At 62.5% G+C, this 24,784-nt stretch carries 25 protein-coding genes; 12 read left to right on the top strand and 13 right to left on the bottom strand.

From position 1 onward, the window contains the following. Window positions 1-70: 70 nt before the first annotated feature. Complete coding sequence (feaR, locus tag AB4O40_RS00300; RefSeq protein ID WP_056723069.1) at window positions 71-979, bottom strand: transcriptional regulator FeaR; 909 nt, start codon at window positions 977-979, stop codon at window positions 71-73. A gap of 281 nt (window positions 980-1,260) precedes the next feature. On the opposite strand from feaR (AB4O40_RS00300), the gene AB4O40_RS00295 reads away from it, so the two are divergent. Further along, window positions 1,261-2,583 carry an alginate export family protein gene (locus AB4O40_RS00295; RefSeq protein WP_460056772.1) on the top strand — a complete coding sequence of 441 codons (1,323 nt, stop codon included), beginning with the start codon at window positions 1,261-1,263 and terminating at the stop codon, window positions 2,581-2,583. Window positions 2,584-2,822: 239 nt separating this feature from the next. Here the strand turns inward: AB4O40_RS00295 and AB4O40_RS00290 are convergent, their stop codons facing one another. Further along, the gene (locus AB4O40_RS00290) at window positions 2,823-3,119 is read right to left on the bottom strand and encodes a DUF6124 family protein (RefSeq protein ID WP_056723073.1); all 297 of its coding nucleotides are present in this window, start codon (window positions 3,117-3,119) and stop codon (window positions 2,823-2,825) included. A gap of 237 nt (window positions 3,120-3,356) precedes the next feature. Continuing rightward, entirely contained in the window at window positions 3,357-3,866 is a 510-nt protein-coding gene (hpaC, locus tag AB4O40_RS00285; RefSeq protein WP_057715405.1) for a 4-hydroxyphenylacetate 3-monooxygenase, reductase component, read from the bottom strand. Window positions 3,867-4,125: 259 nt separating this feature from the next. On the opposite strand from hpaC, the gene AB4O40_RS00280 reads away from it, so the two are divergent. Further along, the gene (locus tag AB4O40_RS00280) at window positions 4,126-4,755 is read left to right on the top strand and encodes a response regulator transcription factor (protein WP_053161157.1); all 630 of its coding nucleotides are present in this window, start codon (window positions 4,126-4,128) and stop codon (window positions 4,753-4,755) included. Between the two features lie 152 nt (window positions 4,756-4,907). Here AB4O40_RS00280 and feaR (AB4O40_RS00275) read toward each other — a convergent pair whose 3' ends face one another. The 9 genes from feaR (AB4O40_RS00275) to AB4O40_RS00235 all read right to left on the bottom strand — a co-directional run bounded on the left by feaR (AB4O40_RS00275) (window position 4,908) and on the right by AB4O40_RS00235 (window position 12,828). Beyond that, a complete protein-coding gene (feaR, locus tag AB4O40_RS00275) occupies window positions 4,908-5,828 on the bottom strand; it encodes a transcriptional regulator FeaR (RefSeq protein WP_223542137.1) in 921 nt (306 codons plus the stop codon). A gap of 152 nt (window positions 5,829-5,980) precedes the next feature. After that, the gene (locus AB4O40_RS00270) at window positions 5,981-6,931 is read right to left on the bottom strand and encodes a PDR/VanB family oxidoreductase (RefSeq protein WP_056723078.1); all 951 of its coding nucleotides are present in this window, start codon (window positions 6,929-6,931) and stop codon (window positions 5,981-5,983) included. A gap of 156 nt (window positions 6,932-7,087) precedes the next feature. After that, window positions 7,088-7,828, bottom strand: a complete 741-nt coding sequence (locus tag AB4O40_RS00265) for an SDR family NAD(P)-dependent oxidoreductase (RefSeq protein WP_056723080.1) — start codon at window positions 7,826-7,828, stop codon at window positions 7,088-7,090. A gap of 10 nt (window positions 7,829-7,838) precedes the next feature. Beyond that, entirely contained in the window at window positions 7,839-8,339 is a 501-nt protein-coding gene (locus AB4O40_RS00260) for an aromatic-ring-hydroxylating dioxygenase subunit beta (RefSeq protein ID WP_409079422.1), read from the bottom strand. Continuing rightward, window positions 8,336-9,619, bottom strand: coding sequence for an aromatic ring-hydroxylating oxygenase subunit alpha (locus tag AB4O40_RS00255; RefSeq protein WP_056723085.1), 1,284 nt, complete (start codon window positions 9,617-9,619; stop codon window positions 8,336-8,338). The genes AB4O40_RS00260 and AB4O40_RS00255 overlap by 4 nt, the downstream gene beginning before the upstream one ends. 23 nt (window positions 9,620-9,642) lie before the next feature. Beyond that, window positions 9,643-10,791 carry an amidase gene (locus AB4O40_RS00250; protein WP_460056783.1) on the bottom strand — a complete coding sequence of 383 codons (1,149 nt, stop codon included), beginning with the start codon at window positions 10,789-10,791 and terminating at the stop codon, window positions 9,643-9,645. Next, window positions 10,788-11,258, bottom strand: a complete 471-nt coding sequence (locus AB4O40_RS00245; RefSeq protein WP_223542134.1) for a nuclear transport factor 2 family protein — start codon at window positions 11,256-11,258, stop codon at window positions 10,788-10,790. Before AB4O40_RS00245 ends, AB4O40_RS00250 begins: the two co-directional genes overlap by 4 nt. 3 nt (window positions 11,259-11,261) lie before the next feature. Continuing rightward, the gene (locus AB4O40_RS00240) at window positions 11,262-11,633 is read right to left on the bottom strand and encodes a hypothetical protein (RefSeq protein WP_460160119.1); all 372 of its coding nucleotides are present in this window, start codon (window positions 11,631-11,633) and stop codon (window positions 11,262-11,264) included. Between the two features lie 31 nt (window positions 11,634-11,664). Beyond that, window positions 11,665-12,828, bottom strand: a complete 1,164-nt coding sequence (locus tag AB4O40_RS00235) for an acyl-CoA dehydrogenase family protein (protein ID WP_056723093.1) — start codon at window positions 12,826-12,828, stop codon at window positions 11,665-11,667. A 321-nt stretch (window positions 12,829-13,149) separates the two neighbouring features. On the opposite strand from AB4O40_RS00235, the gene AB4O40_RS00230 reads away from it, so the two are divergent. The 7 genes from AB4O40_RS00230 to AB4O40_RS00200 all read left to right on the top strand — a co-directional run bounded on the left by AB4O40_RS00230 (window position 13,150) and on the right by AB4O40_RS00200 (window position 19,135). Next, entirely contained in the window at window positions 13,150-14,631 is a 1,482-nt protein-coding gene (locus tag AB4O40_RS00230; protein WP_414917284.1) for a PAS domain-containing sensor histidine kinase, read from the top strand. A gap of 223 nt (window positions 14,632-14,854) precedes the next feature. After that, on the top strand, window positions 14,855-16,003 hold the full coding sequence (locus AB4O40_RS00225) for an amine dehydrogenase large subunit (protein ID WP_056723097.1): 1,149 nt from the start codon (window positions 14,855-14,857) through the stop codon (window positions 16,001-16,003). 11 nt (window positions 16,004-16,014) lie between these two features. Next, window positions 16,015-16,554 (top strand): MauE/DoxX family redox-associated membrane protein, encoded by a 540-nt coding sequence (locus AB4O40_RS00220; protein ID WP_056723100.1) that lies wholly within the window; start codon window positions 16,015-16,017, stop codon window positions 16,552-16,554. A gap of 5 nt (window positions 16,555-16,559) precedes the next feature. After that, the gene (gene mauD, locus AB4O40_RS00215; RefSeq protein ID WP_056723101.1) at window positions 16,560-17,186 is read left to right on the top strand and encodes a methylamine dehydrogenase accessory protein MauD; all 627 of its coding nucleotides are present in this window, start codon (window positions 16,560-16,562) and stop codon (window positions 17,184-17,186) included. An 18-nt stretch (window positions 17,187-17,204) separates the two neighbouring features. After that, on the top strand, window positions 17,205-17,726 hold the full coding sequence (locus AB4O40_RS00210; protein ID WP_008050506.1) for a methylamine dehydrogenase light chain: 522 nt from the start codon (window positions 17,205-17,207) through the stop codon (window positions 17,724-17,726). Between the two features lie 103 nt (window positions 17,727-17,829). Further along, on the top strand, window positions 17,830-18,351 hold the full coding sequence (locus tag AB4O40_RS00205; protein ID WP_056723103.1) for a hypothetical protein: 522 nt from the start codon (window positions 17,830-17,832) through the stop codon (window positions 18,349-18,351). Between the two features lie 112 nt (window positions 18,352-18,463). Then, window positions 18,464-19,135, top strand: a complete 672-nt coding sequence (locus AB4O40_RS00200) for a class I SAM-dependent methyltransferase (protein ID WP_223542131.1) — start codon at window positions 18,464-18,466, stop codon at window positions 19,133-19,135. Window positions 19,136-19,326: 191 nt separating this feature from the next. Here the strand turns inward: AB4O40_RS00200 and metE are convergent, their stop codons facing one another. Further along, on the bottom strand, window positions 19,327-21,615 hold the full coding sequence (metE, locus tag AB4O40_RS00195) for a 5-methyltetrahydropteroyltriglutamate--homocysteine S-methyltransferase (RefSeq protein ID WP_460056793.1): 2,289 nt from the start codon (window positions 21,613-21,615) through the stop codon (window positions 19,327-19,329). A 298-nt stretch (window positions 21,616-21,913) separates the two neighbouring features. On the opposite strand from metE, the gene AB4O40_RS00190 reads away from it, so the two are divergent. Genes AB4O40_RS00190 through AB4O40_RS00180 form a run of 3 tightly spaced genes read left to right on the top strand, consistent with a single transcriptional unit; the run spans window position 21,914 to window position 24,621 of the window. Next, complete coding sequence (locus AB4O40_RS00190) at window positions 21,914-22,951, top strand: FecCD family ABC transporter permease (protein ID WP_460056795.1); 1,038 nt, start codon at window positions 21,914-21,916, stop codon at window positions 22,949-22,951. Continuing rightward, window positions 22,951-23,718, top strand: a complete 768-nt coding sequence (locus AB4O40_RS00185; RefSeq protein WP_056723110.1) for a heme ABC transporter ATP-binding protein — start codon at window positions 22,951-22,953, stop codon at window positions 23,716-23,718. The genes AB4O40_RS00190 and AB4O40_RS00185 overlap by 1 nt, the downstream gene beginning before the upstream one ends. Window positions 23,719-23,736: 18 nt before the next feature. Next, complete coding sequence (locus tag AB4O40_RS00180) at window positions 23,737-24,621, top strand: ChaN family lipoprotein (protein WP_460056798.1); 885 nt, start codon at window positions 23,737-23,739, stop codon at window positions 24,619-24,621. Window positions 24,622-24,784: the final 163 nt, after the last annotated feature.

Raw genomic sequence — 24,784 nt, 5'->3', positions numbered from 1 at the left:
TTTAAAAAGGCGACGGACGGCAACCTTGCTGATCGGTTGCCATTGCGTGACGGGATCCTGACCGGACCACTCAATTCGTATACCGCTTCCGATACTCACCCGGCGAAACGCCAAACCGCGCCTTGAACGCCGTAGAGAAATAGCTCGAATCGTTAAAGCCCCACTCATAGCCCAGTGCACACAGCTTGCCCTCGCCCCGGGCATGGCGCAGTTGTTCGGCGCAAAGGTCGAGGCGACGGTTTTTCACGTATTGCGCCACCACCAGGCCGTGTCGGGAAAACAGCCGGTACAGGCCGCGCACGGAGACGCCCACCTGGGTCGCCAGCCATTCGGGGCACAGCGCCTCGTCACCAATGTGCTCATCGATAACGCGCAAGGCCTTGCGGAAGGTGCGCACCTGGGGTGAGTCGTCCAACTCGCTCGCCCCCATCGCCGGACGCAGCAGGCTGATCACCGCGTCCAGCGTCGCTTCGCTTTCTGTGTGACTGAGGCCTTGTTCCGTTGAACCGAGGATCAGGCGCTGGGCCAGCCCCGCCATCGGCGCCGACGCCTGAATGCGTTGCGCGGGTTTGACCGTGGTGAAGCGCAGCTGCTGCTCCACTCGCTCCCTGGGCAGTATCAATGACAACTGACGGGCGTTGTTGCGGTAGACAAAGTTGCTTGGGCGCGTGGAGTCGATCAGCGTGATATCCCCCGGCAACAGAGTGATGCAACTGCCCTGCTGCTCCATCACGGCTTCGCCGGCCAGCTGGAACGCCGCGTAATAATGCGAGTCTTCGCCCTGATCGATCTCATGCTGCGTGCGGAACAGTCGGGCCTGGGCCACGTCGACAAAACTCATCTTGAGCTCACCGCTGCGGTACTCATCGATCGAGCCCGCAAACTGCGTCCCCAACACATTGGCACCAAAGCGCCCGCACACCTGATTGACCTTGTCGAGCCATTGATCAAAGCGCTCGACCTGTTGTGCATTGCTCATCGCAGCCTCATCCATTGCATTAGTCGCTGCGAGGCGTCCTGCACTTTTCGTTCCTGTCGCTGGCCACCGCGAAATACCGCGGCGGCCATGCCCATCCGTGCGCGATTGCTGCGCAGCGCCTGTTTTCGCGCACCAGGAACCGGCGTCGTGGCAACGCGCCATGCAATCTGGCATGCACAACCAACTAATTGGCAAACAGGGAAAAGGGCAAACAATGGCCGCGTCTTAGTATCCGGACAGACCGCAAACCTGCGCTCAAGAACAAGAACGGATGCCACACCATGCTCAAGTCCCCCTTGCTTCGTCTCTCGACGCTCGCGCTGATGATCAGTGCCGGCAATGCCGGTGCCTATGAACTCTACGCCGACGACGACAGCCATCTGAACGCTACCCTCGAAGCCGTGTTCGGCATTTTCCACAGCCAGGAAAACTACGCCCTGTCCGGTCGCCTGAGTGAAGGCAGCTCGTCGTGGCGCGAGGGCTACATCAAATACGGCTTGAGCTTCGATCAAGGCCTGGGCGGTGTGGGCACCGCGTACGGCGCGGGGAACATGCTCAGTTCCGGCACCTGGGGCGATGGCGATGCCGCTGGCTTCTCCGATGGCTCCGAGCGCACCACCAAATTCGAAGACGCCTACTTAGGCTGGCGCTCGGCCGATCTGTTCGGCGCGCTGGGCAGTGATGGCGTCGACCTGTCCTTCGGCCGACAGAACATTGTGGTCGGCGACGGCTTCCTGATCGACGGCGACGCGCTGAACATGGGCAAGGGCCTGGCCGACGGCGAATTCAACCGTGGCGGTGCCTACTACCTGGCGGCGCGCAAGGCCTTCGACGAAACCGCTGTATTGCGTCTGGGTGGCAAGGAAGGCTGGCGCAGCGACCTGATGTGGCTCAAATCCGACAACCGCGCCCAGGCCAAGACCGAAATGTACGTCGGCACCCTGGAGCACGTGGCCGAGGCCGGTACCGTCGGCCTGACCTTCATCAAGACCACCGATATCGATGAACAGTACGCCTCGCCGATCCAGCTCGAACGCGACGGCATGAAGACCTACAGCCTGCGTGCGGCGGGCAACGCCGGGGTGAAAGACCTGTTCCTGTCCGGTGAATACGCCAAGCAGGACAAGCCTCACACCACCAGCGAAGACGCCTGGTACCTGGAAGCCGGCTGGACCTTCTCCGACGCAGTCTGGACACCGAGCGCCAGCTACCGCTACAGCCGCTTCTCGGAAGGCTACGACACCCTGTTCTACGGTTTCAACCGTGGCTACGGCACCTGGTTCCAGGGTGAAGTGGCGGGCAACTACGCCGGGCCGTTCAACAGCAACTCGCGCATCCAGAACGTCACGATGAAGGTCTCGCCGCTGGAGAACCTCAACATCGGCGCAATGTACTTCAACTACGACACCATCGACCGCAACCTGGGCAACACCGATGGCCACGAAGTCGACCTGTATGCCGAATGGCACGTCAACGACCACCTGACCGTGATGCCACTGGTGGGCATCTACCAGCCGGACAAGAGCGCCGAAGACGGTGGTACCCAACTGGGTAACAACGACAAGAACGTCTACGCCCAGGTGGTGTTCGCCACCGGTTTCTGATTTCGGCCGAGGGGAACTTTCGTATCTGAGATTTGCAGTGCCTGATACACCGCCTTCGCGGGCAAGCCCGCTCCCACATTTGGATTTCTGCTGCACACAAAATCCGTGTACACCGCAGATCCCCTGTGGGAGCGGGCTTGCTCGCGACGAGGCCATCACATCCAACATCTCCACTGACTGACACTCCGCAATCGTCGGAACGCCGCCCGGAGCAAGCTCGCTCCCACAGTGTTTAGTGGTTAGCCGGGCCGATCGACCTGATCCAAAGCCCGATTCACCGCCAACTCCCCCAGCATGATCACTTGCGCGATGCCCAGCAGGGTGTTGCGGTGCGTGCCTTCCAGGAATCCCGCCAGGTCATTGGCCATGACGTTCGCCGAGGCCAGCGATTCGCAGGCGTGGGCCAGCAGGGTTTCGGTGTCGATGTCGGGGTTGATGGTGAACAGCGTGGAGGGTTTGTGCGGGGTGGCCATGATGTGCAGGGCCGGGTTGGGACAAGCGTCGTTGTCCGATGGATCAGGGGTAACCTTCAACATCCTTCGGTCTCCAGGGCGCACAAGCCGGCGGATTCTGGCGTACCTGTAGGCAACGACGCAAGGCGCTGTAGCTTGCAGGAAGTGACGCCTACAGCTGTTAAACAACCCACCAATACACACCCAATCCGTAGGAGCTGCCGAAGGCTGCGATCTTTTGATCTTGCTTTTCTGTTAGATCGAGAAAAGCAAGATCAAAAGATCGCAGCCTTCGGCAGCTCCTACAAAAGAAGGTCTCAATCAAGCCGCGCTGGCATGCTCAACACGATGAAACAAGCGGTTGAAATACACCAGGCTGTCACGCGGTTCGCGCACGCCCACCTTCGTCAGTTCCACGAACATCACCGAATGCGAGCCCACTTCCTTGCACTCGCTGATCCGCCCTTCCAGTTGCACCAGGGCATCGCGCAGCACCGGCACGTCGGCGGCGCCGTCGTCCCACAGGTCCCAGGCGAAGCGCTCGGCCATCGGCACCTGGGTCATGCCGGCGAAATGCCGGGCCAGTTCTTCCTGCTCGCCACACAGCACGTTGACGCACAGGTGGCCATTGGTGCGGAACACGTCGTGGGTGGCGCTGTTGCGGTTGACGCACACCAGCACCGTAGGTGGCGAGTCGGTCACCGAGCACACGGCGCTGGCGGTGATGCCGCAACGACCGCCGGGGCCGTTGGTGGTGATGATGTTCACCGCGGCAGGCAGCTGCGCCATGGCGTTGCGAAAGTCGATTTGCTGCTGGCTCAGGTCGGCCATGTCGATGCCCCTTCCTTCAGGAGGGCCGCGATCTTGCGGCCCGTAGGTGATGGAACAAGACTAAGGCTGCGGGCGCGGCGCAACTATTCTGACGATCCCCATGGCAGGGTTGGGTTTCCGCTAGTCGACTAGGTGGTTTCTTTATCGCAAGGGCCGGTCACAGTGGGTATTCTGCATACTGGTTCCAGAAAGATGAGCCAATGCGTGCCGCACGCTCCCGTGCGAAAACAATAATTAGAAAACTTTCGTGGCAGCCCCGATGGAAATCCGTAAACCGATTGTTTATATCGTTGACGACGACAAGGACCTGCGAACCTCACTGGCCTGGTTGCTGGAGTCGGTGAGTGTGCAGGCGCAGTGCTTTGCCGGCGCCGAAGAGTTCCTCAGCCAATACGACCCCAAGCAGCCCGCCTGCCTGGTGCTCGACGTGCGCATGCCGGAAACCAGTGGTTTCCAGCTGCAGGAAATCCTCAACCAGCGCGGCAGCACCCTGCCGACCATTTTCGTCTCGGCCCATGGCGACATTCCGATGTCGGTCACGGCGATGAAGAACGGCGCGCTGGATTTCGTCGAGAAGCCCTACAACCCGCAGCAGATGATCGACCGCATCCAGGCCGCGCTGAAGACCGCCGTGCACGCCCAGGCCGATCAGCAGCAGCGTCAGAACCTGCAAGGCAAGTTGGCACTGTTGACCAGCCGTGAGCGGGAAGTGTTGATGCTGGTGATCGATGGCAAGGCGAGCAAGGTGATCGCCCGGGAGCTGAACATCAGCGTGAAGACCGTTGATGTGCACCGTACCAAGATCAAGGAGAAGATGGGCGTGAGCAGCATCGCCATGCTGGTGCGCGAGGTGCTGCATTTGCCGGTGGATGAGCCGGTGCGGCACTGATCATTCTGTATTCGCCGTCAGGCCGCCATCGCGGGCAAGCCCGCTCCCACATTTTGATCTCGGCCGGACACAGACTTTGTGTTCACCGCAGATTCAATGTGGGAGCGGGCTTGCTCGCGAAGGGGCCGGCACATTCAACATCAATGGCGGATTCAGATCTGGCTATACCGCTTGCGATAAGCCCCTGGTGACACGCCAAAGCGCGATTTGAAGGCCGACGAAAAGTAGCTCGAATCCGAAAACCCCCACGCATAACACAACGCCGACAGCTTCTGTTCGACATCGGCGCGGCGCAGGTTTTCGGCGCAGAAGTCCAGGCGGCGGTGCTTGATGTATTGCGCCACCACCAGGCCGCGCTTGGAGAACATCCGGTACAGGCCGCGCACGGAAATCCCGACTTCACGGGCAATCAGCTCGGGGCACAGTTCTTCGTCGCTCAGGTGCGCGTCGATGAAGGCGATGATCTTGCGAAATTGCCGCTCGTGGGCGTCCGCACCGCAGTCGCGGGCGCTGATGCCCGGCAGCAACAGGCTGGCCAGGGCATCGAGCACGGCTTCGCTTTCCTGCATCTCCAGCCCGTCCTGCTGGCGGGTGTCCAGCACCAGCTTGCTGGCCATCGCCGCCAGGGGGCTGCCGGCCGCGATGCGCGTGGCGCAGTTGACGGCATTGAAGTGCGAACCGCGCTCGACCACCTGGCGCGGCAAAATCAGCGACAGCTGTCGGCAATCGTCGTTGTAGATCATGTCGCTCGGACGGCTGGCGTCGATCAGGGCGATGTCGCCACAGCCCAGTTGCGCGCGGTTGTCGCCCTGCTCCAGTTGCGAGCTGCCACGCAGCTGGAACACCGCGTAGTAGTGGCCGTCGCTGCTGGTGCTGACGTCCTTGCTGGTGCGGTACAAATGCACGTGCGCCATGTCGACCACACTCAGGTTGATCGCGCCGCTGCGAAATTCTGTCAGTTCGCCATAGAAATCGGAGTCCAGCGCCCGGGCATCGAAACGCCCACAGGCCTGGTTCACCTGGCTCAACCAACTTTCGAACGCCTCGTTGCGCACCGTCGATGCTGTAATCATGTCCGCAAAGCCTCACGTTTTTGTTGTTATTTTTCGACCGCTTCATCGAGCGGTTCGTCAAAACGGTAATTTCTGTAGCCATCTCCTCCTTCGACGGCAGCCGGGCGCCCATTCAACAGACTCCGGCCCAAGCTTTCCAGTGAACTTTCGGTTTAAAGGTCCAGTACCAGACGAGCGGAAAGTGCCCGTGATACACAGGCACAGATCTGCTTGTTGGAGGCCTTTTCCTTGTTCGACAGGCAGTTGTCGCGGTGCTCCGGCAAGCCGTCCAGCACTTCGACGATGCAGGTGCCGCAGATGCCTTCGCGGCACTCGGTGTCGATGTCGCAACCATGGGCCTGCAACACGTCGACCAGGCTGGCATTGGCCGGCACTTGCAGCACCACGCCGGAACTGGCCAGTTCCACTTCGAAGGTGCCCGCCGGGGCGCTGTTGGCGGCCGGGTCTGCGGCGAAGTGTTCCAGGTGAATGGCATCGTCCGAGCGACTGCGGGACGCCACTTCCACCACTTTGTTCATGAAAGGCGCCGGGCCGCAGGTGTAGACGTGGGCCGCAGCATTGGCGCGGTTCAGGCATTCGCTCAATGCGCCGTCCAGATCCGCAGGTTCAACGCCGTAGTGGAACTCCACGTTATCAGCGAAATTCGTCGCCAACAGTTCGGTAAACGCCGCGTACTGCGCCGAACGAGCGAAGTAATGCAGACGATACGGCTGGCCGCTTTCCGCCAGTTTGTAGGCCATGCTCAGCAGCGGCGTGACGCCGATACCGGCGGCGAACAGCACGTGTTCGCTGGCCGTTTCATCGAGGCGAAACAGGTTGCGCGGCGCACCCATTTCCAGCTCCATGCCCTCTTCCACTTGCTCGTGCAGCGCCAGTGAACCGCCGCGCGACTGCGCTTCTTTCTTCACCGCCACCAGATACGCACGGCGATCCTGTGGCGGGCTGCACAGCGAATACTGGCGGGTCACCCCGGTCGGCCCGGTCAGGTCGACGTGGGCACCCGGTTCATAGGTGTCGAGCGGCTGGCCGTCACTGCGCACTAGGCGAAAGGAACGGATATCCAGCGCTTCGTCGACGATCCTTTCGATCTTCACCTTCATCATTGCATCACCTGAATACTGTTGTTTGTGTTAAACACGCTTGCTACCCCTGTAGGAGCTGCCGAAGGCTGCGATCTTTTAGAAGCAAGATCAAAAGATCGCAGCCTTCGGCAGCTCCTACGGGTTCATTTGTCCGGCCAAGAAATCCATGGCCAGCGCTCAGCGCATGAACAAGCCGCCGTTGACGTCCAGGCACGCGCCAGTCACGGAGGTCGCGTTATCGGCGATCAGCAGTAACACGCTGTCGGCGATGAACTCGGGATTACCGAGGGTGCCGGCCGGGATCATTTTCAGGATCTGTTCCAGTCGCTCCGGGGCCACGGTCTCGCGCACCACGGGCAAGTCCAGCGGGCCTGGCGAGATGCTGTTGACCGTCACACCCTGGGGCGCCAGCTCGCGGGCGAAGACCTTGGTCAGGGTCGCCACGCCGCCCTTGGCCGCCGCGTAATGCGCGCCGGTGGCGGTGCCGCCGTTCTGTCCGGCCAGGGACGCGATGTTGACGATGCGCCCGAAGCCGCGCTCGGCGAAGTGCGCGCCGAACACCTGGCAGGCAACAAAGGTGCCGCGCAGGTTGATCGCCATCGACTCGTCGAACTCTTCCGGCGTGATGTCCATCAGCGCCGCGACTTTCGACACGCCGGCGTTGTTCACCAGAATGTCGGTGCCGCCCCACTGCTCAGTGAGCAGGTCGCGAGCACGCTGGAAGTCGGCTTTGCTGCGCACATCCAGCTCGATTGCCACGGCAGTAACGCCGCTGCCATCCAGCTCGGCAGCCAGTTGCTGCACGCCATCAAGACGCACATCGGCCAGGCCGACGCGATAACCCGCCGCGTGCAGACGGCGGGCGATACACTCGCCCAGTCCGCGCGAGGCACCCGTTACAAGGGCTACTCGACTCATGATATTGCCCTCACAAAAGGAAGCCGAGCGCGCTCAGGCTGTCGGTGGAGTTGATCAGGCGCACCACTTTGCGCTCCAGGGTCGGCACGCCGTCGGTGAATCGAATGCGGTGGTTCAGGTCGGCCACGAACGGCGTGTGCACGCCGCGCTTGTAGGCGTACAGCAACTGCGCCGAATTGACTTCGACGATGTCGCCGGCCGCTTCCACCAGGCGGAAACGCGAGATCGTGCGGATGGTTTTCGCCGCGTCCACCGCCGACGGCGAGTAGCCGGCGGTCAGGCGTTCGATGCGCAGGCCACGCATGCGCGCATCGTCGTAGGCGTAGTTCAGGGTCGCTTCGAAGTCTTCGGTGTCCGGGTCGATCGGCACGATGTACTTGCCGCTTTCGCTCCACAAGGTCGCCCACTCGGCGTAGTTCTTGTGGTCGAGCAGTTCGGCTTCGCGCCAGATGAATTCGATGGCCTGGGCCAGGGGACCGGAAAAACCGTTCAGGGTGTCTTGATTGCTCATTGGCTCATCATCCTTTTCCACATGTCGTAGGCACCGCGCATGCCGCCTTCGTCGGTGGCGTGGCTGACCTTGTCGCCGTTTTCAGCGGTGATTTCGCGGTTCAGGCCGCGGTTGACCAGGATTGGCGCATCGACGCCGGCATACGAGCCGCGCTGCACGCGGTCCCAGGCTTCGGCATCGTCAGGGCTGCCGAAACCGAACGGGCCCTGGAAGTGTTCGTGGATGCGCATGCGTTCGCGGTTGGCAATTTCCGGGCCGCCGTCCATGCCAAGGGCCACGTGGCGGATCTCGGTTTCGCTGACCGACACCGGGCGCAGTACGCGGAAGAACGACATCGACATCGCCACGTTGGGGAACAGGTTCAGGTTGAAACCGGCGCCGTGCAGCGAGCGCACGATGCGACGCACCTGATCGGCCGGCAGGGTTTTCGACAGTTCTTCGGTCACATGGGCGAAGCGTTCCTGCAACTGTTCGGTGCCGTCGTCATGATCGAGATCGACGTGCTCCGGCACCATCACCATCACGCTGTGGCCGTTGCCCAGCGAATGGGTCACGGCTTGTTCGTCGGTCATGAACGAGAGCATTTCCGAGGTTTCTTCATCGACCGACGACATGAACGACTTGTGCACGATCGGGAAATGGTAACCGTCGGTGGTGTTTTCCAGCTGGATCTTCCAGTTGCCCTTGAAGCTGAACTTGTGTTCGCCCTGAGTCTTTATCGGGTAACCGGCGCCCTGTTTCATGAACAGGTCCATCCAGTGTTTCGCGCCGCCAAGGAAGTCTTCCAGCGGTTCGATCTCGTCGTTGTAGCTGGCGAAGACCATGCCGGCGTAGCTTTCGACGCGCAGGCTGGTCAGCGGCAATTCGGATTTCTCCAGGATGCCTTCGTAGCCATCCGGATACGGCAGCGCACGCAACTTGCCGTCCAGGCCGTAGGACCAGCTGTGGTACGGGCAGGTGAAACCGGTGGCGTTGCCCTTGTGCTTCTCGCACACGGTGGCGCCACGGTGGCGGCAACGGTTTTCCAGCACGTTGATGTTGTTCTTCTTGTCGCGCACGACAATCACCGGGCGACGGCCGATGGTGGCGGTCTTGAAGTCGCCGCTGTTGCGCACTTCGCTTTCGTGGGCAACCCACACCCAGGTGCGGTAGAAAATCTTGTCCAGCTCGGCTTCGAACAGCGCCGGGTCGTTGTACAGCGAGACGTCGACGCGGTCGTGTCGGACCAGGTCTTCCGGGCTTTTCGACGATGCGATCAGCTGATATTCATGAGTGCTCATGCGGTTCTCCTCATGGCTTCTTTTTATGATTTTGATTTAGAGCCAGGCCGCTCACCGGCCATGCTCTGTTGCAGTTGCGCACCAAAGGCGCAGACCAGTTCGTCCTGGCCCTTGCGGCCGACGATTTGCAGGCCGACCTTCAGCCCGCCGCAGTCGAGTTCCACCGGCACCGTCAGGGCCGGGTGGCCGCTGAGGTTGAAAGGCCGAACCAGCGGGGTCATGCCGGCCACGGCTTTGCTGCCGGCGCGGGCTTCGCTGAGGGTCGGCGGCAGGCTCGGCATTGTCGGCAGCAGCAATACGGCAAAGTCTTCCAGCGCCGCGTCCACCTGTTGGGTGAACGCTGTGCGCACGGCTTCGGCCTCAGCCAGTTCCTGGCGCGTGGTGCGGCTGGCCGCCAGCAAACGTGTTTCCACATCGGCGCCGATCAGGCCCTTGCCGGTCAGGTGACCGAACGCCGCCCAGTTTTCGAAATTGATCACGGTCAGGCCGGCGGCGAACGCCGCTTCGAATTCACTCAGGTGCAGGTTGCTGCGACGCCATCCGGCGCGGTCGGCGGCGGCTCCGAGACTTGCTTGCAGATGCGCATCGCAGGCCACCTCGAGAAAGCCGACCCCGGCGCCGTCACCTGGCAACCCTTGAGCGGTAAAGCCCGGGCAGATCACCTGCATCGCAGCGATTAGGTCCTCCATGCTTTTGGCGAACGGCCCGACGCAATCGAGGCTCGATTCCAGCGGATGGGCGCCGACACGGCTGACACGGCCATAAGTCGGCTTGAGCCCGGCAATCCCGCAGCAGGCTGCCGGCACGCGCACCGAACCACCGGTATCAGTGCCGATGGCGATGTCCGCCAGGCCTGCCGCGACCGCCGAAGCCGAACCGCTGGACGAGCCGCCAGGAACGCGATCCGGCGCTTGCGGATTGATCGGTGTGCCAGTCCAGTCGTTGATGCCGGTCACGCCGAACGCCAGTTCATGCAAGTTGGTCTTGCCGACGATCTGCCAGCCAGCGTCGAGGATCGCATCGACCACTTCGGCGTTTTTCGTCGCCGCCGGTGCATCGGCGAAGGCGCGGCTGCCCGAGCGGGTCGGATGGCCGGCGATGTCGATGGCATCCTTGATGGCGACGCGCTTGCCGTTGCCACCGAGGAGGAATTCGCTGATAAAAGTACTCATGCATTCAGCTCCGTGTTGAACAGCCGTTGCGTACGGAAATGCGCGATCAGCCAGACGCCGTCGACACAACGAAAATCGATGTTCAGGCGCGTGCCGAACAACTCGTTGCGGCCATCGGCGTACGTCGAGATCTGCTGCATGATCCACTGCCCCTGCGCCGCCTTGCCGTCGACCACGATCGACTCGCTGGTGAGGTAATGCAGGTTCAGCTTGAAGTGGTCGGACGGCGGCAGATAACCGCCGACAAACGCCGCCACCGCTTCACGCCCCTGGTGCTGACCGAAGGTCTGTGCGGTCTGGGTGCCGAGGCCTTCCCAGATCGCATCCTCGGTGAATAGTTGCGCCAACTGACTCAGATGAATCGCCGCCCGCGGCACGTCGCACAGGTCCATGTAGCGCGCCATCAGGCGACGCACTGCGCTTTCCCCTTCGAGCGTCGCCAGACGCTGCAGCAAGGCCTCGTTCATGGCTTACACCTTGGCCGCATCAGGAATGGTCAGCGGGCGACCGATGCGCGCTTCGATCCCGGCGTAGCGCCACAGGCTGTACTGGCCGACCGGCGTGGTGCGGAACAGGTTGCAGGCGTCGATTACCGACTGGTGGCAGTCGACGTCGGCCATGATGTACACGGTCCAGGGCGAGGTGGTGGATGGGCCGACCATCAGGCGGTCGTCATCCATCGCGCCGAGCACGGTGATGCCGGGCATGGCGCCGAGGTCACCCATCATCTGGCTGAAGCCTTTCCACACGCTCAGGCCTTCGCCGGTGGGCAGGTCGAAAAAATTCTGGGTGATGCCGATGCAGAAGACGACGCGCAATGGTTCTTGGGTGGTTTGCGACATGGGTGCGATTCCTTGAAAAAGTAATGGGGATTCAGATGTAGCCCGGGAACGGCGGCACGCCGAGGAACACCGAGCCGGCGCCGTCGTACAGGCCTTCGCTGAGGAAGGCGTGCTGGGTCACCACCATCGAGTCGCGCAGGTAGCGTTGCAGCGGATGGCGCAGGTAAATGGCGGTGGTGCCGGCCAGGCTGTAGGCGCTCTGCACCACCTCGGCACCGGCCTGGGACACGTGAATCGCCGACAGGCGCAACAGGCTGGTCTGCTCCGGGGTGACCGGGTTGCCGGCCAGGATCGAGTTCCACACCTGTTCGGTGGCGTTGTAGAAGAAACCGCGGGCGGCGCTGAGCTTGGCTTCAGCCTTGGCGATCTCGATGCGCACGTAGGCGCGGTCGGACAATTTCGGCGCGCCGGTGATGCCGCTGCCGCCAGCCATGCGGCTGATTTCGTCCAGCGCTGCACGGGCCAGGCCGAGGTTGACCACCGCCAGCACTTGCGCGGCATAGGCGATCGACGGGTAGCGGAACAGCGGTTCGTCGATGGTCGCGGCTCCGCCACGGATGAACGTCCAGCGCTCATCAACGCGTTTATCGCTCACTCGCAGGTCATGGCTGCCGGTGCCCTTGAGGCCGACCACTTCCCAGTTCTCGACGATGTCGACCTGCTCCGGGCGGAACACAGCGGTGCGCGGCTTGCCGCCGGCAGCGCCGATGCCAACGCCCAACAGGTCTGCGCCTTTACAGCCGCTGGCGAATTTCCAGGTGCCGTTGACCTGATACCCGCCTTCCACGGTCTCGGCCGGTTGCAAGGGGAACAGGCCGCCGGCGAATACCAGGTCAGGGCTTTCGGCGTAGAGCTCAGCCAGGGTTTCCCGTGGCAAGGCTGCCAGGTAGACACCGGCGCTGCCGAAGCTGGCCACCCAGCCCGCCGAGCCGTCGGCTTCGGAGATGCGCTCGATCATTTCCAGGAACAGCACCGGTGCCAGGGCGTCACCACCGAAGCATTTCGGCGTGGCGGCGCGAAAAATGCCCACCTGCTTGAAGCGCTCGATCATGTCCCGAGGCACGTGGGAGCCGGCGTCGAATTCTTCGCGACGCTGGCGAACCTCATCCAGCACTTGCTGGAATAGCTGACTCTCGACCATTGGCACGACCGGGGCGGACACAGGGTCTTGTTGCGCGACAGCTGAACGCAGCATGGGCTAGTTCTCCGTTTTGATTATTGTTAGTAGGCTCCGCTGCTCCCCTGCCTGTAGGAGCTGCCGCAGGCTGCGATCTTTTGATCCCGACAAATCAACATCAAAAGATCGCAGCCTTCGGCAGCTCCTACAGAGAAGATGTGTGGATGCCTTTGCATTGAGGTCCAGTGTAAAAACCGCGTCCCGGCACAACTATTGGTGCGTGCAACCCCCCCGCTAAAGAAAACCCCTAGCCCGCCACCGATTACCTCTGAGCGCATCCCGCTGTGCGAGCAGGTATAAAACGCCATACTGCAAATCTCTGCCGCCAGGGGCCGTGCGATGTACCAGCCAAAACCGAACGACTTTTATGCGCTGATCGAAGCCATGCCGCTGTGCATCATTCTTCATGACGCGCACACCAAGGAAATTCTCTGGGCCAACGGCGCTGCCCTGGCGGCGCTGGGCTTTACCCTGGAAGAACTGACGCCGCTCAAGGCCCCGGACATGACCCGCGACGCCCCGAAGTACCGACGCTCGGTGGGCTTGCGCTGGCTGGAAGGCGCCGCGCGCACCGGGCAACGGGCCATCGAATGGTGCTATCGCTCCAAGCAAGGGGTGGAGATTCTTTCCGAGGCGGTGGCGACCCTGGTGCACCTGGACGGTCGCGATGTGCTGATGGTGCAGTTCCGCGACATTTCCAAGGAAGACAAGGTCAAGCGCGACCTCAAGCGTTTCGAGAGCCGGCTCAAGGCCTTCATGCAGGACCTGGCCGAAGGCGTGGCGGTGCTCGGCCCCGAGGGTGATATCGGTTTTATCAGCGACTCCGGCGCGCACCTGCTCAACAGCGAAGTGCACCAGCTGATGGGCAAGAACTTCCTGGCCTGGTGCGACGACGCATCCGGCCAGCGCCTGCTGCACCAGCTTGCCCAGGAGAGACCGAAGCACGCGCCGTTCAACGTGCATTACAAAGTGCAGCGCCGCGATGGCGAGTGGCGCTGGCATGACGCAACGTGCCGCTACATCGAGATCGAGGACGATCTGGTCGGCCACCTGCTACTGTTCCGCGACGTGACCGAACAGGTGCAGGCCGAAGAGGCACGGCGGGTCAGCGAGCAGAAACTCGAATACCTGGCGCGCTACAACGCCATGGGTGAAATGGCCGTGGCGATTGCCCACGAGTTGAGCCAGCCATTGGCGGCGACCCGCAACTTTATTGAAGGCGCGGTGATTCGCCTGGGCAACGCCGGCGAAACCGATCAAGGCGTCGCCTGGGGCTTGCAGAGCGCCGTGCGGCAGATCGAACACGCCTCGGTGATCATCAAGAGCGTGCGCGATTACGTGGTCAAGCTGGAGCAGAGCGAAGAGCTGCTCGACCTTAATGAGCTACTGCGCGAAACCCGCTACTTCATCAGCCTGCGGGCCGATCCGAGCCTGGTGCGCGTGGAAATAGTCACCGCCTCAGAACCGCTGCGGGTGAGTTGCGAGAAGGTGCTGATCGGCCAGGTGATCCTCAACCTGGCGTTCAACGCCATCGAAGAAATGGCCGACCTGCCTACCGAACGACGCTTGTTGCGTATCCATGCCAGCCGCGAGAACGATGTGGCCCTGGTGCGCATTGAAGACAGCGGGCGCGGCATCCAGGCCCAGGCACAAGAGAAGCTGTTCGACGGCTTCTTCTCGTCCAAGGTCAGCGGCAACGGCATCGGCCTGGCGCTGTGCAAGAACATCATCGGCCGCCACCGTGGCGATATCTGGGCGCAAAACCTGGAGCCGTGCGGCGCTGTTTTCAGCTTCTCCCTTCCCCTCGCTTCCCTCGTCTAAAGCAAAAGATCGCAGCCTGCGGCAGCTCCTACGGGGACCTCATTGCCCTGTAGGAGCTGCCGCAGGCTGCGATCTTTTCGCTCTTCCATACGACTGGCACAGACACACAAACACTTGGCAGGCAGGGCAATTCTCGCGATCGCGGGGCACGGCAGAATCAAAGGGTAAAAATCTGCCAAAGCACCCGCGATCCGCGTTACCAACAATTCAGGAAGTTCCCCTTATGCGAACAAACAGGATCTCCGTACAGTCAGCGCTAGGCCTGAGCCTGCTTGTACTCGGTTTGAACAGTGCCCGCGCGGACTTGCCCGCCGGTACGATTGGCCAGACCGTTCTGGCGTTTCCACCCGAAGCTCACCGCGCGTTTGTCATCGACGTCGAGTTCGACAGCTTCGTGGCGGGCCGCGTGACCGTGGTCGACCCGGACCAGAAGCGCATCCTCGGCATGGTGCCGACCGGTTTCGCGGCGCCGTCGACCCTCAGTCACGACAAGAAAACCCTCTACAGTGCGGACATCTGGTATTCCCGTGGCACCCGCGGCACCCGCACCGACGTGCTCACCGCGTGGGACAGCTCGACCCTGTCGCCGGCCTGGGAAGTGCTGATCCCGAACAAGCGCGCCGAATCGCTGACCCAGCGTTACTCGCTCAAGCCGAGCGGCGACGACAAGTTCGTCTACGTCTACAACTTCACCCCGTCGACGTCGGTGACCGTGGTCGATACCCAGGCCAAGGCCGTTGCCACGGAAATCGCCATCCCCGGTTGCGTACTCAACTACCCGGTCGGCAACCGCCGCTTCGCCTCGCTGTGCGGCGACGGCAGCCTGCAGGTGGTGACCCTCAACGATCAGGGCCAGGAAACCGCGCGCAGCCGCACGCCGTTCTTTGATCCGAACGCGGAAAAACTGGTAGAGCGCGCGGTCAACGTCGGCGATACCTACTACTTCACCACCACGACCGGCACCGTACGCCCGGTGGATTTCGCTGGAGATGCGCCGAAGGTCCTGCCGTCCTGGTCGCTGGTTTCCGACGAGGAAAAGAAAGCCGGTTGGGCGCCGGGGGGCTGGCAGTTGATGGCCGTGGCACCAAAACTGGACCGCCTGTACGTGCTGATGCACGACGCCCACGAACCGTTGAAGTGGGAAGACCCGAGCCCGTTGATCTGGGCGTTTGACCTCAAGACCCACAAGAAGGTGGCGACCCTGGAAGCCCCGGTTCCGGTGTGGAGTATGCAGGCCACTGGCGACGACAAGCCGTTGTTGCTTGGCACCGACGTGGAAGGCGGTTTGCAGATTTTCGATCTGAAGACCAACAAGCTCACCGGCAGCATGCCGAAAGTCGCCAAAACCGCGACTCAGGTCCTGAGCTACTAAGAGGTTCGGCCATGCACACAGATCCGATCTTCATCATTGCCAGCGCCGTCGCCATCGCGGTGTTGCTGGCCAACGCCGCGACCCACAAGTTGCGCGCGCCGGCCCGCTTCGCCCGGCAACTGGCGGACTATCAACTGCTGCCCGAGGCGCTGGTGCGCCCGACGGCACGGCTGGTGCCGCTGCTGGAACTGGCCATCGCCTTTGCCCTGCTGGTGCCGGTCAGCCGTGGTTATGCCGCGTTGAGCGCCGCCAGCCTGTTGGCGCTGTACGCCGCTGCCATCGGCATCAACCTGTGGCGCGGTCGCGCCGACATCGATTGCGGTTGTGCCGGCCCCGACCAGGCACAGCCGCTGCGCCCGGTGTTGCTGGCACGTAACAGCGCGCTGGTGCTACTGGCGCTGGTGGCCAGCGTGGCGCCGGTTGCCCGCGACCTCAACCTGTTCGATGGCTTCGTGACCCTGGCTGCGGCCGCCGTTGCGCTGCTCATCTACGCCGCGGCCGATGGCCTGCTGGCGAACTCCCCTCTTCTGCTCAAATTGATTGGTAGGTAATCGAAATGGAAGGCTTGATTGTTTCCAACGTTCTGCTCTGGGTGCTGCTGGTGGCCGTGGCATTTGTCGTCATGGGCCTGGTGCGGCAGATTGGCGTGCTGCACGGTCGCCTGGCGCCGGCCGGCGCGTTGATGGTCGACAAAGGCGTGGCGGTCAATGAACCCGCGCCGCAAGTCACTGCCAGCGACCGTCACGGTCGTCCGGTGAACTTCGGTTATGCCGGCGAGAAATCGCAACTGCTGTTCTTCCTCTCGCCGACCTGCCCGATCTGCAAGTCGCTGCTGCCGGCGATCAAGTCCATCGCCAAGGAACAGGCCGGCACGCTCGATGTGGTGTTCGTCAGCGACGGCGACATGGATGCCCAGCAAGCGCTGATCCGCGAACATAAACTCGAAGACACCACCTATGTGGTCGGCCCGGAAGTGGGTATGACCTACCAGATCGGCAAGCTGCCGTACGCCGCGTTGATCGACAAGGCCGGCACCCTGCGCGCCAAAGGCCTGGTCAACTCCCGCGAGCACCTGGACAGCCTGTTTGAAGTCGAGCACTTGAAGCACGCCACGCTGCAGCAGTACCTCAATGCCCAACCGCACACCCACGATCACGACCACAGCCACGGCCATAGCCACTGATAAGGCAGGGAGACCTTTATGAAACTGCTGGATCTGTTGTTTGAGCGTTCATCCCGCCGTGTCGCCGACACCACGTCGCGTCGTAAATTGCTGGCACGCATGGGTTCGCTGATGGTGGCCGGTGCCGCCCTGCCCCTGCTGCTGCCGCTGGACCGCACCAGCAAGGCCCTGGCCGCGGAACCCGCGCAGGCCGGCGACCCGGGTGATCCAAACAGTTGCGACTACTGGCGCTACTGTTCCATCGATGGCTTTCTGTGCAGTTGCTGCGGCGGGTCGGTGACGTCCTGCCCACCGGGCACCGAAGCCTCGCAAGTGACCTGGATCGGCACCTGCCGCAACCCGGCCGACGGCAAGGACTACATCATTTCGTACAACGACTGCTGCGGTAAGCAAAGCTGCGCCCAATGCGCCTGCACCCGCAACGACAGTGAAGAACCGGCCTACCGCCCGTTCAACAACAACGATGTGAACTGGTGCCTGGCCGCCAAATCCCACATCTATCACTGCACCGTTTCGGTCATCCGCGGCGTCGCCGTTTAAAACAAACGCGCTTTCCGCCGGTTGTTCGCGCAATCGGCGGCTTTTTTATTTTGTCCGGCTGTTTTTTTAACTTTCGCCCGCAACAAGCAAAAGGTGCTCAGTCATGCGCAAGTTGCTACTCCTCGGTCTCGTCTGCGCCCTTGGCGCCCCGCTCGCCTATGCCCGGGCCATTCCCGACCCGAACCAGCATCACGCGCCGGGCAATGAATCACTGCAAACCCCGATTGCCCAGGCCGGTTACAGCGTCGGCGTGAACTACCAGCTGCAATGCGCCGGTTGCCACCTGGGCGACGGCACAGGTTCGGCCGCCAACGACACGCCACGGATGAAAGGCTTTGTCGGCAACTTCCTGAAAGTCCCCGGTGGCCGAGAATTCCTCGTGCGGGTGCCGGGCATGTCGCAGTCGGCGCTGAACAACGCGCAACTGGCGGACTTGCTCAACTGGCTGATGCGCAAAGACGGCATGGCGGGCGACAGTCTGCCGGCCGACTATCAGCCCTACACCACCGAAGAAGTCACAGAGTTACGGGCCAAGACCATGCTCAACCTGCCCGGCACCCGTAGCGGGTTGATCAAGGCCATGCGCGCCAAGGGCATCGCGATCGATGACGGGATGAACTACTGAGGACAGTCTGTCGTTGGTGCCGGGTAAAACCGGCTGAAAACAAACCAGTAGAATGGACGATCGGAACCCTTGCCCTATCCTTTCATCCAACCCATCACGCCGGACATCGACCATGTCAGCCCCCGAAACCACCCTCCTCGACAGTTGGCACCACAACGCCCGGGCCTGGATCGACGCCATACGCTCGGGCACCATCGAAAGCCGCCAAAAGGTCACCGACCAGGCCGTCGTGCTGGCGGTGCTGGGTCGTCAGCCCGAGCGTGTGCTCGACCTGGGTTGCGGCGAAGGCTGGTTGTTGCGTGCGCTGACAGCCCGGGGTATCGAGGCGGTCGGCGTGGATGGCGATGGGACGCTGGTGGCGGCGGCGCGGGCGGCGGGCGCTGCGCCGGTGCATTTGGCGAGTTATGAACAGTTGTTGGAAGCGAAAGTCGACATCGGCCGCGACTACAACCTGATCTGCGCCAACTTCGCCCTGCTGCACCAGGACATCATCCCCCTGCTCGCCGCCATGAACACCCTGCTCGCCCCTGGCGGCGCGCTGGTGATCCAGACGCTGCACCCGTGGGCGGCTGCGGTGGGCGATTATCAGGATGGTTGGCGGGAAGAGACATTCTCCACGTTCAAGGGGCAGTGGCAGCCCATGCCGTGGTATTTCCGTACCTTGTCCAGTTGGCTGAATGCGCTGGACATGGCGGGATTTACTCTTGCCAGCCTGCAGGAGCCACAGCACCCGCAAAGCCCCGTGCCGCAGTCATTGCTGTTGGTGGCCGAGCCACGGCGCTGAGTGGTTTTAACAACGCACACAGTTATTGTGCCCGCCGAAAATCCCTGTGGGAGCGGCGGTGCGGCGATCCGACTTGCTCGCGAAGAGGCCGGCACATTCAACATCGATTTCGCCTGACACTCCGCCTTCGTCGGATCGCCGCCCGGACCAAGCCCGCTCCCACAGGTTTCAGTGGCGCATCCACTAAAGCGTCAGGCCCATTCTTTACGCAGGTGGCGCGCAGCGTTGACCATGTGCACCAGCGCCGCTTCGGTTTCCGGCCAGCCGCGGGTCTTCAGGCCGCAGTCCGGGTTGACCCACAGGCGGTCGGCGGGAATGCGCTTGGCGGCCTTGCGCAGCAGGTTGGCCATTTCCGTGGAGTCCGGCACCCTTGGCGAGTGGATGTCGTACACGCCCGGGCCGATTTCGTTGGGGTAGGCAAAGGCTTCGAACGCGTCCAGCAGTTCCATGTCCGAACGCGAGGTTTCGATGGTGATCACGTCGGCATCCATGGCGGCAATGGACTCGATCACATCGTTGAATTCGCTGTAGCACATGTGGGTGTGGATCTGGGTTTCGTCACGCACGCCGCAGGCGCACAGGCGGAACACTTCGGTCGCCCAGTCCAGGTAGTGCTGCCACTGCGCCTGGCGCAACGGCAGGCCTTCGCGGAACGCGGCCTCGTCGATCTGCACGATCTTGATCCCGGCGGTTTCCAGGTCCAGCACCTCGTCGCGAATGGCCAAAGCCAGTTGACGAGCCTGCACTTCGCGGCTCACGTCTTCACGGGGGAACGACCACATCAGCATGGTCACGGGACCGGTCAGCATGCCCTTCATCACCTTGTCGGTGAGGCCCTGGGCGTAGCGGATCCACTCCACGGTCATGGCTTTCGGGCGGCTCAGGTCACCGTAGATCACCGCCGGTTTCACGCAGCGCGAACCGTAGCTCTGGACCCAGCCGAAACGGGTGAACACGTAGCCGTCGATTTGCTCGGCGAAGTATTCGACCATGTCGTTGCGCTCGGCTTCACCGTGCACCAGCACGTCCAGGCCTAGCTGCTCCTGCACTTGCACGGCGTGACGAATCTCGCTGTGCATCGCCTCGGTATATTCGGCTTCGGTCAGCCTGCCTTGCTTGAACGACTGGCGAGCCAGACGGATCGACGCGGTTTGCGGGAACGAACCGATGGTGGTGGTCGGGAACAGGGGCAGGTTAAGGCCGGCGCGCTGTTTCTCGATACGCAGGGCAAACGGCGAATGACGCTGGCTGTCCTGGGCGGTGATGGCAGCAACCCGCGCCTGCACGGCCGGTTTATGAATGCGTGGCGACGCAGCACGGCTGGCCTGCACGGCGCGGCTGTGAGTCAGCGCTTGCAGCACCTTCGGCGCTTCCGGTTCGCTGACAGCCTGAGCCAGCACCGCGACTTCTTCACACTTCTGCACGGCAAACGCCAGCCAGCTTTTCAGTTCGGCATCGAGCTTGTCTTCACGCTCCAGATCAACCGGGCTGTGCAGCAGCGAACAGGATGGCGCGACCCACAGGCGATCCCCCAGACGCTCGTGAGCATGTTGCAAGGTAGCCAACGTGTTTTCCAGATCGCAGCGCCAGACGTTACGGCCGTTGACCACGCCCAGCGACAGAACTTTGTAGGCCGGCAGGCGATCGAGGATGGTCGGGTACTGCTCAGGCGCACGCACCAGATCGATGTGCAGGCCATCCACCGGCAGGTTGGCGGCCAGGCCCAGGTTCTCTTCCAGCCCACCGAAGTAAGTGGCAACCAGCTTCTTCAATGGGTCACGCTGAATCAGGTTGTAGGCCCGCTCAAAGGCGTTCTTCCAGGCCTGTGGCAGGTCGAGCACCAGGATCGGCTCGTCGATTTGCACCCATTCGACACCCTGTGCCGCCAAGCGCTGGAAGATCTGGCCGTACAGCGGCAGCAGGCGATCCAGCAGTTCCAGCTTGTCGAATTCGGCGCCCTTGGCCTTGCCCAGCCACAGGTAAGTCAGCGGGCCAATGATCACCGGCTTGACGTTATGCCCCAGTGCACGGGCTTCTTCGACTTCTTCGAACAACTGGTCCCAACCGAGCTGGAACTGCTGATCGGCGCTGAATTCAGGGACGAGGTAGTGATAGTTGGTGTCGAACCACTTGGTCATTTCCTGGGCGTGCGCGCCGCCGCAGCAGCTGTCGCTCACACCACGGGCCATGCCGAACAGGGTTTGCAGGCTGGCCTTGCCATCGTGCGGGCGGAAACGCTCCGGGATCACACCGAACATCAACGAATGGGTCAGGACCTGGTCGTACCAGGCGAAGTCGCCAACCGGCAGCAGCTCGATACCGGCGTTTTTCTGCAAGTCCCAGTGGGTCTTGCGCAGGTCGCGGCCCACGGTACGCAGACCGGCTTCGTCGAGTTCGCCCTTCCAGAACGCCTCTTGCGCCTTTTTCAGTTCACGGTCGCGACCAATGCGCGGAAATCCAAGGGAATGGGCCACAGCCATGTCAAATAACTCCAATGCGTTCAATGGGGCCATTGTCGACAGTGCCAGCGAGTGAGACAAACTCATTTTAATCTTGATGATCACAAGTTCTCCTCATGATCGATAACGCCATACATAAACACCTGATCTGGCGTGACCGAACCGTGGCGTGTGCGTAAGCCGGGCGTCGATGGCATCATCACCCGCTACGAACCCCTCTGATCGGCCAAGGAATAGTCCCGATGCGTATCAAGACACTGCCGGCCCGTGCCACGGCGTTCTACCCGGACGCAAAAGCGCGGACCGCCGGGATCAGCCCATGACGGCCATTTTTCGGCCGCGTCCGACGTTGATCTTTTTGCTGTTGTTGCTGGTTCTGGTGTTCTGGCTGTCCCTGGCCCTCGGGCCGGTCAGCCTGCCGCCGGGAGATACCTTGCTGGCCGGGATGCGTCTGCTGGGGTTGCCGCTCGAAGGTGGCGACACGCAGCAGGCGGAGTTGATCCTCGGGCAGATTCGTCTGCCGCGCAGCTTGCTCGGCATCGCCGTGGGTTCGGTACTGGCGCTGTCCGGCGTGGCGATGCAGGGGTTGTTCCGCAACCCCTTGGCCGACCCGGGTCTGGTCGGCGTCTCCGGTGGTGCGGCGTTGGGTGCCGCCCTGGCCATCGTCGGCGGCAGCCTGCTCGGTGGCTTGCCGCCGGCCATCGAACCTTATCTGCTGTCGGTGAGCGCCTTCGCCGGCGGCTTGATCGTCACGGCAGTGGTGTATCGCTTCGGTCGCCGCAACGGGCAGACCGACGTCGCCACCCTGCTCTTGGCGGGTGTGGCGATGACGGCCATGGCCGGTGCCGGGGTCGGTCTGTTCACCTACCTGGCCGATGATGCGACCTTGCGCACCCTGACGTTCTGGAACCTGGGCAGCCTCAACGGTGCCAGTTACCCACGCTTGTGGCCCCTGTTGATTGTCACCGTAGGCGTGGCGTTGTGGTTGCCCCGTCGCGCGGCGGCGCTCAATGCCATGCTGCTGGGTGAATCGGAAGCGCGTCACCTGGGTTTTGACATCGAGCGGATCAAGCTTGAGCTGGTGTTGTGCACGGCGCTCGGCGTCGGCGCGGCCGTCGCGGCGGCCGGGCTGATCGGTTTTATCGGTCTGGTGGTGCCGCATCTGATGCGCCTGCTGGTGGGTCCGGATCACCGGGTGTTGCTGCCCGCCTCGTTGCTGGCCGGTGCCAGCCTGTTGTTGCTGGCCGATCTGGCGGCGCGCCTGTTGTTGGCGCCGGCCGAACTGCCCATCGGCATCGTGACTGCACTGATCGGCGCTCCGTTCTTTCTATATCTGCTTGTGCGAGGGCGTTCCTGATGCTGCGGGCAAACAACTTGCTGGTACGTCGTGGCAACCGCACGGTACTGGCAAACATCGATATCGAGTTGCGCCCCGGTGAAGTGCTAGGCGTGCTGGGGCCGAACGGTGCCGGCAAAAGCACCCTGCTCGGGGCTTTGTGTGGTGAACTGGCGACCAGTGAAGGCAGGGTCAGCCTCGACGAGCGTCCACTCGCCGACTGGCCGGGTCAGGAACGGGCCAAACGCCTGGCCGTGCTGCCGCAGAGTTCGAGCCTGAACTTTGCGTTTTCGGTCAATGAAGTCGTCGGCATGGGGCGCTTGCCCCACGCCAGCGGCCGCGTGCGTGATACCGAAATCGTCGCCGAGGCGCTCAAGACCGCCGATGCCCTTCATCTGGCCGGACGCAGCTACCTGGCCCTGTCGGGCGGTGAACGCCAGCGCGTGCATCTGGCGCGGGTGCTCGCTCAGCTCTGGCCAGGTGCCGAAGGGCAAACCCTGCTGCTCGATGAGCCGACATCGATGCTCGATCCACTGCACCAGCACACTATTTTGCAAGCCGTGCGCGACTTCGCCGAGCGTGGTGCCGCGGTGCTGGTGATCCTGCACGACCTCAACCTGGCCGCACGTTACTGCGATCAACTACTGTTGTTGCAACAGGGCCTGCCCCACGCCTACGGTCCACCGGCAGAGGTGCTGACCACCGAGGCGCTGGCGGCGGTGTATGGTCTGGAAGTGCTGATTCAGCAACACCCGGAACGTGGCCACCCGTTGATCATCGCGCGCTGAGACCAATAAGGAAAACCGATGCGCTTTGTGTTGCTCTGTGCATTCAGCCTGCTGGCTGCCTGCCAAACCCATCAGGTCACCCCACTGCCGGCGCCGATCGCCCCGCAAGGCCGTGATCACACCGACCTTGGGGTCATTCGCGAACTCGCCACGGGCCGTACGTTGACGCCGCAACAACTGGTCGAACGACTGGCCGTTGCACCTCGGGTATTGGTCGGTGAACAGCACGACAACCCGGACCACCACGCCCTGCAATTGTGGCTGCTGCGCGAACTGGCGGCGCAACGCCCACAAGGCAGTTTGTTGATGGAAATGCTCAATCCAGATCAACAGGCCGGGGTCGATGCCGCGCAAGCTGCGACCCGCGCGGGCCAGCCACCGATCGATGCGTTCAAGGCGCTGGCCTGGCAGGCCAATTGGGACTGGAGTGTTTATGGCGCACTCGTCACCTACGCGCTGCGGCAACCGTATCCGCTGCTGGCGGCGAACCTGGACCGCGCGCAGATCATGCAGATCTACAAACAGCGCCCGCTACTCACGGGGCAAGCATCCACCACTCAACAGGTGCAGGCGACCTTGCTGGACGACATCCGCGAATCCCATTGCGGCCTGCTGCCCGAAGCGCAGATGCCGGCCATGCTCGCCGTGCAGCAGCAACGTGACCGGCGCATGGCCGAGCGCCTGATGGCCGCGCCGAAGCCTGCGTTGCTGCTGGCCGGTGCCTTCCACGTGCGCAAGGACCTGGGGGTGCCGCTGCACCTGAAGGATCTGGGTGCCGGTGAAGGGAATGCGGTGCTGATCCTGGCCGAAGCGGGCAAGACCGTGACCGCCGAGAGTGCGGATTACGTGTGGTACACCGCTGCGCAACCGCAACAGGATCATTGCGCGAAGCTGCGTCGTTAAAACGACCCGACAGATTGCCCTGAACCTTTGTGGCGAGGGAGCTTGCTCCCTCGCCACAAGAGCACTTTCACCCTGACAGCGCGACACTATGTCACGCCTGTGCGCCGGTCCAATGGTCGTATCCGCACCTCCGGCACCGGCACAGTTTGTTAACATCCCTGCG

This window comes from Pseudomonas sp. S2_F07 (assembly GCF_054668325.1).
Note: the sequence above shows the minus strand (reverse complement) of the source record. Positions and strands in the feature narration are given on the sequence as shown.

Excerpts from the sequence above, each read along its gene's own strand:
- feaR (WP_056723069.1), bottom strand. The coding sequence starts at position 979 with ATGAGCAATGCACAACAGGTCGAGCGCTTTGATCAATGGCTCGACAAG.
- AB4O40_RS00295 (WP_460056772.1), top strand. The coding sequence starts at position 1,261 with ATGCTCAAGTCCCCCTTGCTTCGTCTCTCGACGCTCGCGCTGATGATC.
- AB4O40_RS00290 (WP_056723073.1), bottom strand. The coding sequence starts at position 3,119 with ATGTTGAAGGTTACCCCTGATCCATCGGACAACGACGCTTGTCCCAAC.
- hpaC (WP_057715405.1), bottom strand. The coding sequence starts at position 3,866 with ATGGCCGACCTGAGCCAGCAGCAAATCGACTTTCGCAACGCCATGGCG.
- AB4O40_RS00280 (WP_053161157.1), top strand. The coding sequence starts at position 4,126 with ATGGAAATCCGTAAACCGATTGTTTATATCGTTGACGACGACAAGGAC.
- feaR (WP_223542137.1), bottom strand. The coding sequence starts at position 5,828 with ATGATTACAGCATCGACGGTGCGCAACGAGGCGTTCGAAAGTTGGTTG.
- AB4O40_RS00270 (WP_056723078.1), bottom strand. The coding sequence starts at position 6,931 with ATGATGAAGGTGAAGATCGAAAGGATCGTCGACGAAGCGCTGGATATC.
- AB4O40_RS00265 (WP_056723080.1), bottom strand. The coding sequence starts at position 7,828 with ATGAGTCGAGTAGCCCTTGTAACGGGTGCCTCGCGCGGACTGGGCGAG.
- AB4O40_RS00260 (WP_409079422.1), bottom strand. The coding sequence starts at position 8,339 with ATGAGCAATCAAGACACCCTGAACGGTTTTTCCGGTCCCCTGGCCCAG.
- AB4O40_RS00255 (WP_056723085.1), bottom strand. The coding sequence starts at position 9,619 with ATGAGCACTCATGAATATCAGCTGATCGCATCGTCGAAAAGCCCGGAA.
- AB4O40_RS00250 (WP_460056783.1), bottom strand. The coding sequence starts at position 10,791 with ATGAGTACTTTTATCAGCGAATTCCTCCTCGGTGGCAACGGCAAGCGC.
- AB4O40_RS00245 (WP_223542134.1), bottom strand. The coding sequence starts at position 11,258 with ATGAACGAGGCCTTGCTGCAGCGTCTGGCGACGCTCGAAGGGGAAAGC.
- AB4O40_RS00240 (WP_460160119.1), bottom strand. The coding sequence starts at position 11,633 with ATGTCGCAAACCACCCAAGAACCATTGCGCGTCGTCTTCTGCATCGGC.
- AB4O40_RS00235 (WP_056723093.1), bottom strand. The coding sequence starts at position 12,828 with ATGCTGCGTTCAGCTGTCGCGCAACAAGACCCTGTGTCCGCCCCGGTC.
- AB4O40_RS00230 (WP_414917284.1), top strand. The coding sequence starts at position 13,150 with ATGTACCAGCCAAAACCGAACGACTTTTATGCGCTGATCGAAGCCATG.
- AB4O40_RS00225 (WP_056723097.1), top strand. The coding sequence starts at position 14,855 with ATGCGAACAAACAGGATCTCCGTACAGTCAGCGCTAGGCCTGAGCCTG.
- AB4O40_RS00220 (WP_056723100.1), top strand. The coding sequence starts at position 16,015 with ATGCACACAGATCCGATCTTCATCATTGCCAGCGCCGTCGCCATCGCG.
- mauD (WP_056723101.1), top strand. The coding sequence starts at position 16,560 with ATGGAAGGCTTGATTGTTTCCAACGTTCTGCTCTGGGTGCTGCTGGTG.
- AB4O40_RS00210 (WP_008050506.1), top strand. The coding sequence starts at position 17,205 with ATGAAACTGCTGGATCTGTTGTTTGAGCGTTCATCCCGCCGTGTCGCC.
- AB4O40_RS00205 (WP_056723103.1), top strand. The coding sequence starts at position 17,830 with ATGCGCAAGTTGCTACTCCTCGGTCTCGTCTGCGCCCTTGGCGCCCCG.
- AB4O40_RS00200 (WP_223542131.1), top strand. The coding sequence starts at position 18,464 with ATGTCAGCCCCCGAAACCACCCTCCTCGACAGTTGGCACCACAACGCC.
- metE (WP_460056793.1), bottom strand. The coding sequence starts at position 21,615 with ATGGCTGTGGCCCATTCCCTTGGATTTCCGCGCATTGGTCGCGACCGT.
- AB4O40_RS00190 (WP_460056795.1), top strand. The coding sequence starts at position 21,914 with ATGACGGCCATTTTTCGGCCGCGTCCGACGTTGATCTTTTTGCTGTTG.
- AB4O40_RS00185 (WP_056723110.1), top strand. The coding sequence starts at position 22,951 with ATGCTGCGGGCAAACAACTTGCTGGTACGTCGTGGCAACCGCACGGTA.
- AB4O40_RS00180 (WP_460056798.1), top strand. The coding sequence starts at position 23,737 with ATGCGCTTTGTGTTGCTCTGTGCATTCAGCCTGCTGGCTGCCTGCCAA.